Annotated in this window: 11 protein-coding genes; 5 read left to right on the top strand and 6 right to left on the bottom strand. The window is 42.4% G+C overall.

The window, feature by feature from the left end; genetic code table 11:
* Positions 1–47 precede the first annotated feature (47 nt).
* The 5 genes from serS to AC1XUD_RS08850 form a co-directional block, all read right to left on the bottom strand.
* Positions 48–1,340, bottom strand: coding sequence for a serine--tRNA ligase (serS, locus tag AC1XUD_RS08870; protein ID WP_483360622.1), 1,293 nt, complete (start codon positions 1,338–1,340; stop codon positions 48–50).
* Between the two features lie 108 nt (positions 1,341–1,448).
* Positions 1,449–2,807, bottom strand: a complete 1,359-nt coding sequence (locus AC1XUD_RS08865; RefSeq protein WP_483360621.1) for an aspartate kinase — start codon at positions 2,805–2,807, stop codon at positions 1,449–1,451.
* Positions 2,808–2,871: 64 nt separating this feature from the next.
* Positions 2,872–3,363, bottom strand: coding sequence for a 6,7-dimethyl-8-ribityllumazine synthase (ribH, locus tag AC1XUD_RS08860; protein ID WP_483360620.1), 492 nt, complete (start codon positions 3,361–3,363; stop codon positions 2,872–2,874).
* A 95-nt stretch (positions 3,364–3,458) separates the two neighbouring features.
* Positions 3,459–4,160, bottom strand: coding sequence for a tetratricopeptide repeat protein (locus AC1XUD_RS08855; RefSeq protein ID WP_483360619.1), 702 nt, complete (start codon positions 4,158–4,160; stop codon positions 3,459–3,461).
* Between the two features lie 230 nt (positions 4,161–4,390).
* Entirely contained in the window at positions 4,391–5,695 is a 1,305-nt protein-coding gene (locus AC1XUD_RS08850; protein ID WP_483360618.1) for a serine hydroxymethyltransferase, read from the bottom strand.
* A gap of 393 nt (positions 5,696–6,088) precedes the next feature.
* On the opposite strand from AC1XUD_RS08850, the gene nagB reads away from it, so the two are divergent.
* Complete coding sequence (gene nagB / locus AC1XUD_RS08845; protein WP_483360960.1) at positions 6,089–8,029, top strand: glucosamine-6-phosphate deaminase; 1,941 nt, start codon at positions 6,089–6,091, stop codon at positions 8,027–8,029.
* A 75-nt stretch (positions 8,030–8,104) separates the two neighbouring features.
* Here nagB and AC1XUD_RS08840 read toward each other — a convergent pair whose 3' ends face one another.
* The gene (locus AC1XUD_RS08840) at positions 8,105–8,287 is read right to left on the bottom strand and encodes a hypothetical protein (protein ID WP_483360617.1); all 183 of its coding nucleotides are present in this window, start codon (positions 8,285–8,287) and stop codon (positions 8,105–8,107) included.
* Positions 8,288–8,518: 231 nt separating this feature from the next.
* Between AC1XUD_RS08840 and mutL the strand changes: the two genes are divergently transcribed.
* The 4 genes from mutL to dxs all read left to right on the top strand — a co-directional run bounded on the left by mutL (position 8,519) and on the right by dxs (position 14,198).
* Entirely contained in the window at positions 8,519–10,408 is a 1,890-nt protein-coding gene (mutL, locus tag AC1XUD_RS08835) for a DNA mismatch repair endonuclease MutL (RefSeq protein WP_483360616.1), read from the top strand.
* A 58-nt stretch (positions 10,409–10,466) separates the two neighbouring features.
* On the top strand, positions 10,467–11,252 hold the full coding sequence (locus AC1XUD_RS08830) for a rhomboid family intramembrane serine protease (RefSeq protein ID WP_483360615.1): 786 nt from the start codon (positions 10,467–10,469) through the stop codon (positions 11,250–11,252).
* 10 nt (positions 11,253–11,262) lie between these two features.
* On the top strand, positions 11,263–12,180 hold the full coding sequence (locus AC1XUD_RS08825; protein WP_483360614.1) for a rhomboid family intramembrane serine protease: 918 nt from the start codon (positions 11,263–11,265) through the stop codon (positions 12,178–12,180).
* Positions 12,181–12,269: 89 nt separating this feature from the next.
* On the top strand, positions 12,270–14,198 hold the full coding sequence (dxs, locus tag AC1XUD_RS08820; RefSeq protein WP_483360613.1) for a 1-deoxy-D-xylulose-5-phosphate synthase: 1,929 nt from the start codon (positions 12,270–12,272) through the stop codon (positions 14,196–14,198).
* The last annotated feature ends 424 nt before the right edge of the window (positions 14,199–14,622 follow it).

The raw sequence follows: 14,622 nt of genomic DNA, 5'->3' as shown, positions 1-14,622 counted from the left end.
CCTCCGCTTTCGCAAAGGTGCCCTATAATTGTGTCAGAATAAAAATCTTATTCGATGATATCGAAACCGCAATATGGTACCAAAACCGCCGGGATTTTTACCGTTCCATCTTCCTGCTGATTGTTTTCCAACAATGTGGCCAGGATTCTTGGCAGAGCCAGTGCTGAACCGTTTAGGGTATGCAGCAAGATGGTTTTTTTCTCGGCATTCTTATATCTCAATTTCAGTCGGTTGGCCTGATAAGTTTCAAAATTGGAAACAGAACTACATTCCAACCAACGCTTTTGACCGGCAGACCAAACCTCGAAATCGTAAGTGATAGCGGATGTAAACCCCATATCACCCCCGCAAAGCAACAGAATTCGATATGGAAGCTCCAGTTTTTCCAAAAGCGCTTTCACATGATCCACCATCTGATCCAATGCTTTGTAAGAATCCTCCGGTTTATTGATCTGTACGATCTCCACTTTGTCAAACTGGTGTAAACGGTTCAGCCCGCGAACATGAGCTCCCCAGCTGCCTGCTTCACGGCGAAAACAAGGCGTATATGCTACATTCTTGATCGGAAGTTCAGATTCGTTGACGATCACATCTCGATATAAATTGGTAACAGGCACCTCGGCAGTCGGGATCAGATACAGATCGTCAACAGTTGCGTGATACATTTGGCCTTCTTTGTCAGGAAGTTGTCCTGTTCCAAATCCGGAATCTGCATTTACAACAATCGGCGGTTGAATCTCCATATACCCAGCTTTGGCTGCCTCGTCCAAAAAGAACGCGATCATAGCGCGTTGAAGCCGTGCCGCTTTTCCTTTATATACCGGAAAACCAGCCCCCGCAATTTTATTGCCAAGTTCAAAATCAATGATCGGAGCATTGTTTTGTCCCAGCTTTTTGATCAGGTCCCAGTGAGGCAAAGCGCTCTCGTGCAGTTCAGGTTTAATTCCGCTTTCCAAAACAGTGATATTGTCCTCAGCTGTGCGGCCTGCAGGTACCTTTTCAGTTGGAACATTTGGTAGTTTCACAAGCTCACTATGCAATGCTTCTTCCGCTTCCTTGTGCTTTTCCTCCAATAATTTTGAGCGCTCCTTCAAAACGAATGTCTCGGCACGCGCTGTTTCTGCCTCCTCCTTCTGTCCAGACTTCATCAAAGCTCCGATTTCCTTGGCTTTGGCGTTAGACGCGGCCAATACATCGTCCAACTCCTGCTGAAATTCGCGGCGGGCACGATCCAGCTCAATGACCAGGTCCACAGCCTGCTCGGCGTCTTTATAATTTCTTTTATTCAGTCCCGCGATAACAAGGTCTTTATTTTCGCGTATGAAGGCTGTTTGTAACATTTCGTCAAAACCTGGCTACTAACCCAAGTCGTATTTAAGTAATGAGATATTAGCTGTCAACGATTTGAAATGACATCGGACCATTCCCAATCCTGAGCTCAGTTTTATTTATGGAGCTGTGAAAATGTCCTTCATTGCGTCTTCGTAGTAGAACAAACGCTCATTCAAAACATTCAAAGCCTCTGCTTTGTACTTCGAGTGAACCAAAAGCGAAAGGTTATGCTCTGAAGCTCCGTACGAAATCATTCGTATAGGAATATTTTTCATCGCATCCAGCACTTTCAAAGCAATCCCTTCTTTGTCGGCACTGAAATTTCCAACCACACAAATGATATTCTGATCGCGGTCATGTTCTTCTAAATCAGCAAACTCACGTAGTTCAGCACTGATCGCCTCCAGATTTTCTGAGTTATCAATTGTAACAGAAACTGAAACTTCTGAGGTAGTGATCATATCCACCGGCGTTTTGTATTTTTCGAAAATCTCAAATACTCTACGAAGGAAGCCGTAAGCATTCAGCATACGGGTAGAATGGATATATATCGCCGTAATATTGTCTTTTGCAGCGATTGCCTTGATTTCACGGTCGCTGGTAGAGTTCGCTATCAATGTGCCGGGAGCTTCCGGCTGCATCGTATTTTTCAGACGAACAGGAACACCTCTCAATTTCGCCGGCGTGATGGTACTTGGGTGCAAAATTTTCGCCCCAAAGTAAGCCAGTTCAGCAGCTTCCTCGAAAGTTAATTCTCTGATCGGGAAAGTACGCTTAACAATCCGTGGATCATTATTATGCATTCCGTCGATATCCGTCCATATCTGAATTTCATCCGCAGTAATAGCTCCGCCGATCAATGAAGCAGTATAGTCAGATCCGCCACGTTTCAAATTATCAACTTCTTCTCTCGGATTGCGGCAGATAAATCCTTGAGTTACGATAGTCTGCGTATCAGGATGCTGAGCCAACATCGCTGTCAGGCGCTCTTCAATACTGTTTAATTCCGGCTCTCCGTCGGCGTCTATTCGCATAAACTCCAATGCAGGAAACAATACCGAGCTATCTCCTTTTTCTGCAAGGTATTCCTGAAACATTTTGGTACTCAAGAGTTCACCCTGAGCCACCAATTCTTTTTCATGCTTTGGCGCAAACGGCTTAATGCCTACCAAAGAACGGATGAAACCGAATTCACTTTCCACCACTTCCTTCCCTTTCGCAAGTCCGGTTTCGGTAGAATATAGCTCCGCGATAAAAGCGTCATAATGCGCTTTTAGCTCGTCAATTTTCGCTGTTGCCTCGCTGTCATTATTCGCTTTTGCATCTTCACCAATCGCAATAAGCGCATTAGTTGACCCCGATAAAGCTGATAATACAACAATTTTACGATTGGCATCATTGTTCAGGAGTTCGCGGATTGAATGCATACGTTCAGGCTTTCCCACCGAAGTACCGCCAAATTTCCAGACTTGCATAAAAGGATAATTAATGGTTGTTAACTGATTTAATTTAGCTGTTGGCTGAAAGACTTTTTTCAGCTTAGCCTGCTATTAATTTTAAACCCAGCATTTTCACAGCTGTAATGGCAGCTTCGTCACCTTTGTTTCCATGAACACCGCCTGCTCTTTCGAGCGCTTGTTCCATATTGTTAGGTGTCAAGACTCCGAAAATGACTGGCTTGTTTGTCTTAATACTCACATTTGTAATTCCCTGAGCAACAGCGTGATTGATGTAATCATTATGCTTTGTTTCGCCTTGAATTACAACACCCAATGCAATAACTGCATCTATATCAGCTCTTTGAGCATACCAATAAGCGCCAAGTGTTAATTCAAAACTGCCAGGAACATTCCCTTTTTCAATATTTTCCGGTTTTGCGCCATATTTGATTAAGGTCTGATATGCCCCTTCAAACAGCTTACCCGTCACCTCTTCATTCCATTCTGCCACCACAATCGCAAACTTGCTGTTACTGATATCAGGAAGACCTTCTGTTGAAAAAATACTTAGATTTTTGTCTGCACTTGACATATTACTTTGATTTAGACCTTATTAAAAACGTAAAACAAAAAAAGGATAAAGCCTTTGTCGGCTTTATCCTTTTCGGGAACAGCAATGATTAATCATTATTTGCCGACCTGTCCCTCTAATAATCCCATGTATTTCTTGGCGTTCACCACTTCCGAAGAAAGTGGGAATTCGTCCACAATACGTTTATATGTCGACACAGCATCCGCAGCCTGGTTCGCCTTTTCCTGAGCCAACGCAAGTTTCATCAGATATACTGGTGTAAAAAATTCATTTTTATCGTAATCAGCAGCTTTCTTATAGTAAGTGATTGCTTCAGCAGCTTGATTTTTTTCAAGATATGCGTCCCCAACCAATGCTTTTGCACGAGCTTCAACCAACAGATCAGACGAACTGAAAGATTCGAGGTGGCTGATTGCCTCATCATATTTACCTTGTTTCAACAATGCAACACCAGCGTAGAAATTTGCGAGGTTGCTTGCGTCAGTACCTTTATATCCGTCAGCAATTGCCAAAAGACCTTCGTTACCTCCACTTCCGTTCAATGCTTTCTGCAATGAATCTGCTTCAAAATCATAAACTACGCCAGCAAGCGCATTCTGAGCCTTATCTTCCTGACTGCCAATGTAAACGCGATATCCACCGTAAGCGGCTACTGCAAAAAGAACAGCTCCTGCAAAACCTAAAACCAGGTTTCTGTTTTTAAGAAAGAAAATTTCCGCTTTACTAATCTGCCCTGCGAGCGCTTCCGGATTTTCAATTATTTCAAGCCCGGATGCATCCGTGTTTTTCTTGCTCATATCAATTAATTCGATTTTGGAGTGCAAAGTTATGAAAACTTTGTAAAGTCAAAACAAGTTATAGCACAATTCTTTATCTTCTTTTCACAGAAAATAGACCGGGACAAATCGCCATTGTCCCTTCCAGCCTATACGCGCCAACAAAACAGGTATAAATTTTAAACGAAATAGCGCATCAGAATGACCGGATGCGCTATTTCATTTTTCTGCAAATATGATAAAAATCCAGATTACGAGTACAATGGATATTGTTTCATCCAGTTATTCACTTCACTTTTAATTCCCTGAATTTTAGAATCATTGTCATGGTTCATCAATACCGTGTCAACGAAATCAACGATACGCTCCATATCTGTTTCAAGCAAACCGCGGGTTGTCATCGCAGCTGTCCCTACACGAATCCCAGAAGTTACCATTGGTGATTTATCATCAAACGGTACCATATTTTTATTGATAGTGATATCCGCTTTGATCAAAGTATTTTCTGCAAGTTTTCCTGTAAGACCCGATTCGATACCATTCTTGGTTCTTAAATCGATCAACATCAAATGGTTATCTGTTCCGCCTGAGATAATTTTATATCCTTTATCAACAAATGCCTTAGCCATAGCCTGCGCATTTTTTGAAACCTGAGTTGCGTAGTTGTAATATCCTTCGCTTAGCGCTTCGCCAAAAGCAACTGCTTTTGCAGCGATGATATGCTCCAATGGTCCACCTTGAGTTCCAGGGAATACGCCTGAATCCAACAATGAAGACATGGTTCTAAGTGCACCTTTCTGAGTTTTGATTCCAAATGGGTTTTCAAAATCATTGCGCATCATAATAACACCACCACGCGGTCCACGCAAGGTTTTGTGGGTTGTAGTGGTCACGATATGGCAATGATCGAACGGATCGTTCAAAAGCCCTTTGGCTATTAAGCCCGCAGGGTGAGAGATATCCGCCATCAAAAGTGCACCCACCTGATCGGCAATTGCACGAAGGCGCTCGTAATCCCAGTCACGGCTATATGCGGAGGCACCGCAAATCAGCAATTTCGGCTTTTCTTTTACCGCCGTTTCCTCTACTTTATCCCAGTCGATCAAACCCGATTCTGCTTCCACGCCATAAAAAACCGGTTGAAAATATTTTCCTGAAATATTAACCGGTGATCCATGGGTCAAGTGACCTCCGTGAGCAAGGTTAAAACCCATTATTTTATCGCCCGGATTCAAACAAGCCAAAAATACAGCTGTATTAGCTTGTGCACCTGAGTGCGGCTGAACATTTGCCCAGGTAGCTCCGAAAAGCTCCTTCAATCTGTCAATTGCAATCTGCTCGATTTCATCAACTACTTCACATCCGCCATAATAGCGTTTTCCCGGAAGTCCTTCGGCATATTTGTTAGTAAGCACGCTACCTGATGCCTCCATTACTTGCTGAGAAGTAAAGTTTTCAGACGCAATCAGCTCTATGCCAGACTCTTGTCGATACTTTTCTCTATTGATAAGATCAAAGATAGTTGTGTCACGTACAACGCTTGTTAGTGTAGACATGGGATTGTCGGGAATATTAAAGAAGATGTTTCAATTAAATAAAACGCAAAAATACAAGCATTTATCGTGTTATGAAAATGTAACTTCAACTAAAATTCCTGCCTCAGTTCAAACAACAGAGTTATTGAGCCTGGAATTATGCTAATATTGCGTTTATGTTATGCGTGTTCGGGCACACTCTTTTTAATTTTTTTTAATAATGTTGATTTTCATTGTACTTTTGTAAAGCGAAGATAGTTCACAAATAATATTGCCCGATCGATATATTTTGCCATACTTTGTAAAGTAAAAATGCTTTAAAGGAAGGTTCTTATTTTGTTGCAATTCGAAAACTCTTGATAAAACAACTTTGTACACATGGATCAGCAGGTGCTTAATACACAAACCATTCTCATGCAAATAACAGATAGTCCGCAGAGTACCAACGGAACAATTGGTCAACCGATTACCTTCGAGAAAATTCCTACCCAAATCTTCGCCAATTCAAAGGAAGCGTCTGGCGCAGTAGCTCAGGAAATTGCAGATCTGATTCGCCAAAAGCAAAAAGAAGGTAAGCCTTGTATCCTTGGTCTTGCTACGGGATCATCTCCAAAGACTGTCTACGCTCAACTCGTACGCATGCACAGAGAAGAAGGACTGAGCTTCAAGAACGTTATCAGCTTCAACCTCGACGAATACTATCAGATGGAGCCTGATTCTATTCACAGCTATCACAGGTTCATGAAAGAACAGCTGTTCGACCTTGTGGATATTCCAAAAGAGAACTATTATTTGCCAGACGGAACGGTGCCTCCAAATTTGTTGAGAGACTTCTGTACTTCATATGAAAACAAAATCAATGCGCTTGGCGGCCTTGATTTCCAACTTTTAGGAATTGGCGGTAACGGACATATCGGTTTCAATGAGCCGGGTTCTTTGATCAATTCACATACAAGACTTATCACGCTTGATCATTCGACGCGCGCTGCCGCTTCGATGGAATTTGGCGGGCTGCACAAAGTGCCTCGTAAGGCCATTACCATGGGTGTGGCACCGATATTGAATGCACGTCGTATTGTTCTTTTGGCTTGGGGCGAAAGAAAAGCACCGGTGATTTTGAGTGCCGTTGAGGGAAGGGTTACAGAATTAAATCCCGCTTCATATCTTCAGGCTCATCCGAATGTTTCTTTTGTTTTGGATGAAAGTGCTGCGTCTGAACTAACGAGGGTGAAAACACCTTGGGCTGTTGATACTGTAGTTTGGGACAATAAAATGATCAAGAAAGCGCTTGCTCATTTATCGCAATACCTCAAAAAACCGATTCTTAAGCTGACTGACAAAGATTATAACGACAACGGTATGAGCGACTTACTTGCTCAATATGGTTCGTCATACGAGATCAATATCAGCGTCTTCAATCAACTTCAGCATACGATCACCGGATGGCCGGGAGGAAAGCCAAATGCTGATGATACCCATCGGCCCGAACGTGCAGAACCAGCGAAAAAACGCGTACTTATTTTTAGTCCGCACCCGGATGACGATATCATTTCAATGGGTGGTACTTTCCAAAGATTGGTTGATCAGGGGCACGAAGTACACGTTGCATATCAAACATCTGGTAATATCGCTGTTGCCGACGACGAAGCACTTCGCTTCATTGATTTCGTTGTTGACTTCGACAATGGATTCGGTATAGAAAGCCCTGAAACACTGCAATTATTCCAAGATGCTAAAAACTTCTTGCGCCATACCAAAGACAGTGAAATAGATACTCCGGAGATCCGGAAAGTAAAAGGTTTGATCAGAAGAGGTGAAGCGAAGGCTACCTGCCGATTTGTAGGAATTCCAACTTCGCAGGCTCACTTCCTGGACATGCCGTTCTACGAAACCGGTACTGTTCAGAAAAAACCGATAGGGGAAGCTGATATTCAGATTGTTGAAGATCTCATCGAAAAAATCCAACCACATCAGATATATGCAGCAGGCGACTTTGCGGATCCACACGGAACACATAAAGTTTGCTGGGACGCCATCGAAGCAGCATTGGAAAGATCTAAAAACAAAGAGTTCATGAAAGATTGCTGGGTATGGTTGTACCGCGGTGCATGGGCTGAGTGGGATATATATGAAATCGAAATGGCTGTGCCAATGAGCCCGGATCAGGTTTTGAAAAAACGCCAGGGTATATTCAAGCACCAATCGCAAAAGGATGGTGTGGTATTCCAGGGAGACGATGCCCGTGAATTCTGGCAGCGTGCAGAAGAAAGAAACCGTGGCACTGCGCTTTTATATCATGGCCTGGGTCTGGCAGACTACGAAGCGATGGAAGCATTCGTACGTTGGAAGCTATAACCTGAATCTTATAAGAATGAAAAAAGGGCCTTGATTTGGCCCTTTTTTCATTCTATATCTTTACTGATCTATATCTTATGACAAATTGCCTTTACCCAGTTCAATATCCGTCCACATCCGTTGCGCCATTTTCTCTATCATGTTCACCACGCCCTGGACAGCTCCAAACACGACGCAAAGGGGAAGAATCACAGGGAGAAAGATAAACCACTGTAACGCCATGGTATAGTTGAATCTTTTCATCAAGGGAGCTTTCATAATTTTTGTGGTAGGTTAAAGGTTAACAACACACTTCTTTGATCATCAATACTTTAAAACTTCAACTCTATTTTAAGAACGTTTTTATTTATATATAATTTCAATATATAATATTATTTTACAAACAACAGGATGACAAAAGAGTCTGCCTGCCCACTCCTACCTACCGAAATATCCAGAGCTGTAAAAAAAATTTTGTTATTTTGTTATAGTATCGTTAACACTATGGTTATGCCGTCTTCCGACATCATTCAGTTATTACCAGATTCAATTGCCAACCAAATTGCAGCAGGGGAAGTTGTTCAGCGGCCTGCTTCCGTTGTGAAGGAGTTGCTGGAAAACTCTATTGATGCGAAAGCAACACAAATACAGGTTATACTTCGTGAAGCCGGTCGAACGCTGATTCAAATTATTGACAACGGAATGGGTATGTCCCAAACCGATGCACGATTATCTTTTGAAAGACACGCAACTTCGAAGATAAGAAAATCTGAGGATTTGTTCAAGATCAAATCGATGGGTTTTCGTGGAGAAGCACTTGCATCTATTGCCGCTGTGGCCCAGGTGGAATTAAAAACGAAACGGCAGGAAGACGAATTAGGCGTTTTGATTAAAATTGAGGCCTCTGAAATCAAATCACAGGAGGCTGTGGCTTGTCCGGACGGCACTAGTTTTTCTATCAAAAATCTTTTTTTTAACGTTCCGGCAAGACGTAACTTTCTGAAATCCAACTCAGTCGAGATGCGACATGTGCTGGATGAGTTTCAAAGAATAGCACTTGCCCACCCCGAAGTAAACCTATCACTGATCCATAACGATACGGAGGTTTTTAACCTCGTTGCCGGGAAACTGGTGCGTCGAATCGTGGATATCTATGGCAAGAGTTACCGCGAACAGCTCGCCTATTGCCAGGAGGAAACTTCGTACGTAACGGTTCGTGGTTATATCGGGAAGCCTGAGTTTGCGAGAAAAACGAGAGGGGAGCAATATTTCTTCGTGAATGACAGGTATATCAAGCATAACTATATGCACCACGCGGTCATTAGCGCATTTGACGGAACAATACCCGAGGGAAGTCACCCTTTTTATGTACTGTTCCTCGAAATAGACCCGTCTCATATTGATATCAATATCCATCCGACTAAAACGGAAATCAAATTTGATGACGAGAGATCGGTATATGCAATTGTTCTGGCTGCTGTCAAAAAAGCTGTCGGGGTGTATAACCTCTCCCAATCCATTGATTTTGAAGATAATATAAATTTTTTAAATACTTCATCTCCTGAGCCAGGTCAAAATCTGACACCAAAAACTGTAATGCCCGACTGGGCGGCACAGTCAAAAAAATCACCTTCTGAATCTTCCAAATCAAATTTGACCAACTGGAACAAGCTTTTTGAAGGATTGCAATCCGCTGACGACAGAAGCAAAGAGCTTGTTGCTTTTGAAATGAACACGTCGACAGTATCCAGACCGTCTCATTATCAGGAACAATCAAGGACCATCGCAAGTAAGGTGAACAGGATGGCTTCCGAGGTCGTGGTTGCGCCGGATGTGGATGCCGTTCTATTTCAGCTACATAACAGGTATATTCTTTCACAAGTGAAGGAAGGAATTATGCTCATAGACCAGAAAGCGGCATATGAGAGAATTCTCTACGAACGGTATCGTAAGATGCTGACCAACAGAAACGGGGCTTGCCAGCAGCTGTTATTCCCAAAGACGATACGGCTGACACCGTCGGATATGCAACTGGTTTTCGAAACAAAAAGAGAAATTCGCAGTCTTGGATTTGAGTTTGATGAAATCGGGCAACACCAGTTGGTGATAAGGGGTATTCCCGCCGACTTGCCGGAAGAAAGTGAACAGGATCTTTTTGAGGAGCTGTTGGAGCAACTTAAACAAAGTTATTCCGACCTTAAACTAAACAAGCCAGAAAGCTTGTCGAGGTCACTAGCCCGGCGTTTTGCGGTTCGATATACTGTGAAACTTTCAACGGTAGAGATTCATACGCTGATCAATCAGTTGTTTGCTTCAACCGATCCAAACCGAACTCCTGGTGGTGACGCCATTATTGTTCTGTTGACGATGGATAAACTTGCATCCATTTTCAAAAACTAGTGAAACAAATACGGACCTCAAACAGTTATTATCTGTAATTATTGATATCGATTAAAATATGCTTTCTATAACTCCTGCTGTCAGAAACTTACTAATACTGAATGTCCTGTTTTTTCTGATTGACTCATATGTGCTACCACTAAGCAGTAAGTTTGCGTTAAGATCTACTCTATCGCCCGACTTTGCCGCATATCAGTTCGTGACCTATATGTTCCTGCACGGTGGATTTTCGCACTTATTGAGCAATATGTTCGGATTGTTCATGTTTGGTCCGTTACTGGAAAGAATGTGGGGCTCTCAGCGATTTATCTTTTTTTACTTTTTCACAGGTATAGGAGCAGGCCTTCTTTTCTCAGGTATTGACTATTTTGAGAACTCTCAATTGAGGGACGCCGTAGCGATTTATACACAATATCCTACACCTGACGGGCTGGTTGACTTACTTAGCAAGCATGCGAAGGCTTTATATTCAGCTAGCCTCGATTTTTTAAACCAATTTGAAGATAATCCAAAGGATTCTCAGTATATTCAAAATAGTATTTCCCTTGTTCAAGGATATTATAACTACGTGATTTCCATACCGATGGTAGGAGCTTCAGGTGCTATTTTTGGTATTTTAATGGCATTTGGGTTATTATTCCCTAACACGGAACTTTTCCTCTTATTTTTCCCATTTCCCATAAAGGCGAAATACTTTGTGGCGATTTATGGTTTTTATGAATTGTACGCCGGAATAAAGAATGCACAGACAGATAACGTCGCTCACTTTGCCCACATTGGAGGTATGTTATTTGCCTATATTTTACTTCGGTATTGGAAAATACACAAGTCAAATTTTTACTGAGAGCTGAAAAATGAGCAATATAATAGACGATATCAAACGGGAATTTGCCAAGTCAGATAATGCGCTTGTTAAGATCATCTTGGTCAACGTAGCCGTTTTTTTGGTTTTGCTTATAGTAAAAATCATATTTACTTTTTCCAAAGCCTCAGGCATATACGACCTAACCCTTCATCAATTATTCTTACCGGGATCCACACAAGGGTTTATTGTCAGGCCCTGGACTTTGTTGACCAATTTCTTTATTCACATTGATATACTGCATATTTTATTCAATATGCTGTTTTTATATTGGTTTGGCCGGTTGGTAGACGAATATCTGGGTGCGAAAAGGGTAGTGGCTCTGTATTTTCTTGGAGGTATCGCGGGAGGACTTACATTCATGCTGATCTACAATATAATCCCTTATTTCAGTCCTGTCGTAGAATCATCTTATTTGTACGGTGCATCGGCTGCGGCCTTTGCCGTAGCGGTTGGTGCTTCCACATTATTGCCAAACTATACATTTAACCTCATTTTTCTTGGCCCGGTCCGGATTAAATTTATCGCCCTCTTTTATATCGTTCTCTCGCTTGCAGATGTTGTTGGCCCTAATGCGGGCGGTAATCTGGCGCATTTAGGTGGCGCATTGATTGGGTATGTTTTCATCAAACTTTTGCAAAACGGGACAGATCTCGGACGACCTATATATGCTGTTATGAATGGCTGGAGTGGTTTGTTCAGAAAAAAAACTACCATGCAGGTAACATATAGAGAAAGACAGGTCTACCGCAGCACAAGTGTGTATTCATCAACATCCGCATCCAATTCTGTTGAAGCCCTCGACCAAAACGAAATAGATACAATTCTTGACAAAATTTCGAAGTCCGGTTACGAAAGCCTGACCAAAGAAGAAAAGCAAAAGTTGTTCAGAGCCAGTCAGCAAAAATAAATAGCAGAGTCTATTTCAATTTCGTTAATTTTGCATCCATAAGCTCAACGAATACTTGATATTCTGAATGTTCACAGGCCTACACTAAGATGCTGATATCCCCCGGAAAACTGCTTGCAAAAATAGATTCACCTGCTGATCTAAGAAAGCTGGATAGATCACAGTTGCCACAGGTTTGCAACGAATTGAGACAATTCATTATTGACAATGTCTCTGTATATGGTGGTCATTTTGGCGCGAGTTTAGGAGTAGTAGAACTAAGCGTAGCACTTCACTATGTCTTCAATACACCCGACGATCAATTGATATGGGATGTGGGTCATCAGGCATATGGTCATAAAATATTATCAGGCAGGAGAGATGATTTTCATACCAACCGTACCTACGGTGGTTTATCCGGCTTTCCAAAAAGAAAGGAGAGTATATACGATGCCTTTGGCGTAGGGCACTCTTCCACTTCCATCTCAGCCGCGCTGGGGATGGCGGTAGCATCTGCTCTTGAAAAAAACTATCAAAGGCAACATATTGCGATCATCGGCGATGGAGCCATGACAGCCGGGATGGCGTTCGAAGGAATGAACCATGCCGGGGCTACAGATTCAAACCTTCTGATTGTTTTGAACGACAATTGTATGGCGATTGATCCAAATGTAGGTGCGCTGAAAGAATACCTGACAGATATCACCACTTCTCAAACTTATAACAAGGTTCGGGACGAGGTTTGGAATATTCTTGGAAAACTGAGCACTTTCGGTAAAAGTGCGCAAGAAGTGGTTTCGAAAGTTGAGTCTGTTCTGAAAGCCACGTTACTGAGACAAAGTAATCTGTTCGAATCCTTAGGGCTGCGTTATTTCGGCCCTATTGATGGAAACGATATAAGCCATTTAACAGAGGTTCTAAACGATTTAAAGCATATTCCCGGTCCAAAGCTGCTTCATTGCCTTACGGTGAAAGGAAAAGGCTATGGGCCCGCTGAAAAGGATCAGACCAAATGGCACTCGCCAGGAGTTTTTGATAAAATAACTGGTGAGATTCAAAAGAAGGTATACGATGTTCCGCAAGCTCCGAAGTTTCAGGACGTATTTGGTCACACGATCGTAGAACTAGCGGAAAAGAACGAAAAAATTATTGGTGTTACGCCTGCAATGCCTTCCGGGTCCTCCCTCAATATCATGATGGAAAAAATGCCGGATCGGGCTTTTGACGTAGGTATCGCTGAACAACATGCCGTCACTTTCTCCGCAGGAATGGCGACAAGGGGGTTTGCAGTATATTGTAATATCTATTCCACCTTTATGCAGAGATCGTATGATCAGGTCATTCACGACGTCTGCATCCAGGAATTGCCTGTCATTTTCTGTTTGGATAGAGCCGGGCTGGTAGGTGCGGATGGTCCGACGCATCACGGCGTGTATGATATTTCGTATATGAGATGCATTCCTAATATGATCGTGAGCTCACCAATGGACGAGGCGGAGTTCCGGAACTTGTTGTATACAGCTCAATCTAATACAATTCAGGAAGGAAAATCTGCCTTCACAATAAGATATCCTCGTGGAAACGGTGTGATGCCGAACTGGAAAACTCCATTTCATGAAGTGAAAGTGGGTACAGGACGTGTGATTAGGGAAGGAGAGGATATAGCCATATTGAGCTTTGGCCCGTTGGGAAACCACGTAAAAAAGGCCACTTCGCTGCTTGAATCGAAGGGGATATCAATTGGCCACTATGACATGCGTTTCGCGAAGCCCATTGACGAAACCATGCTAAGAAATGTCTTGAATTCTTATCACAAGATTATCACCATAGAGGACGGGTCATTACAAGGCGGTTTCGGCTCCGCAGTGCTCGAATTTATGGCTGACAACGATTTTACGAATCAGATCAAACGTTTGGGCGTCCCAGACACGATCGTCGAACACGGCGAACCTTCTGACCTATACAAAGAATGTGGCTTAGATGTAGCCGGAATTGTCAATTGTGTAGAAACGATGCTTGCCTTTACAGCGGTAAAATAATCTATTAGGACGGCTAACAATAATCATCTGCTATTTTTCTTTCCTGTATTTAGTCAATTCCTGTCTTTCAGGTATTGATTTCCCTTCTACAATAGCTGACGAAAAAATCCTTCAAGAGTCTGACAGGAGAGGCAACTTTAGCGTATCCAAACTATCTAAGACCATCAATTACACAAGCTATAAACAGCAAATCTCCAATCCAGCACGTAAATAAACCCGCCATTTCTGGCGCTAGAGTGACTTTTGCACTTCCACTGGGCATGAGTACTATGCAAAGGTAGATCGCTCTATTAGAAAGACAATTGAGGTCGTATGAATTAGTACGAGAATTCTTTTAGCTTCTATTTCTATGCCATCGAGACCATTTCAAATGAAAATGAGATTTATAACCGGAAGGTCTAAGCAATAAGGTTATCCTAAATAC

The sequence above is a fragment of the Dyadobacter sp. HNCC25DJ184 genome, assembly GCF_056895215.1.
The sequence above is the reverse complement of the archived record's forward strand: the minus strand, read 5'-3'. Positions and strand labels throughout refer to the sequence as shown.

Excerpts from the sequence above, each read along its gene's own strand:
- ribH (WP_483360620.1), bottom strand. The coding sequence starts at position 3,363 with ATGTCAAGTGCAGACAAAAATCTAAGTATTTTTTCAACAGAAGGTCTT.
- AC1XUD_RS08825 (WP_483360614.1), top strand. The coding sequence starts at position 11,263 with ATGAGCAATATAATAGACGATATCAAACGGGAATTTGCCAAGTCAGAT.
- serS (WP_483360622.1), bottom strand. The coding sequence starts at position 1,340 with ATGTTACAAACAGCCTTCATACGCGAAAATAAAGACCTTGTTATCGCG.
- AC1XUD_RS08855 (WP_483360619.1), bottom strand. The coding sequence starts at position 4,160 with ATGAGCAAGAAAAACACGGATGCATCCGGGCTTGAAATAATTGAAAAT.
- mutL (WP_483360616.1), top strand. The coding sequence starts at position 8,519 with ATGCCGTCTTCCGACATCATTCAGTTATTACCAGATTCAATTGCCAAC.
- AC1XUD_RS08840 (WP_483360617.1), bottom strand. The coding sequence starts at position 8,287 with ATGAAAGCTCCCTTGATGAAAAGATTCAACTATACCATGGCGTTACAG.
- nagB (WP_483360960.1), top strand. The coding sequence starts at position 6,089 with ATGCAAATAACAGATAGTCCGCAGAGTACCAACGGAACAATTGGTCAA.
- AC1XUD_RS08830 (WP_483360615.1), top strand. The coding sequence starts at position 10,467 with ATGCTTTCTATAACTCCTGCTGTCAGAAACTTACTAATACTGAATGTC.
- dxs (WP_483360613.1), top strand. The coding sequence starts at position 12,270 with ATGCTGATATCCCCCGGAAAACTGCTTGCAAAAATAGATTCACCTGCT.
- AC1XUD_RS08850 (WP_483360618.1), bottom strand. The coding sequence starts at position 5,695 with ATGTCTACACTAACAAGCGTTGTACGTGACACAACTATCTTTGATCTT.
- AC1XUD_RS08865 (WP_483360621.1), bottom strand. The coding sequence starts at position 2,807 with ATGCAAGTCTGGAAATTTGGCGGTACTTCGGTGGGAAAGCCTGAACGT.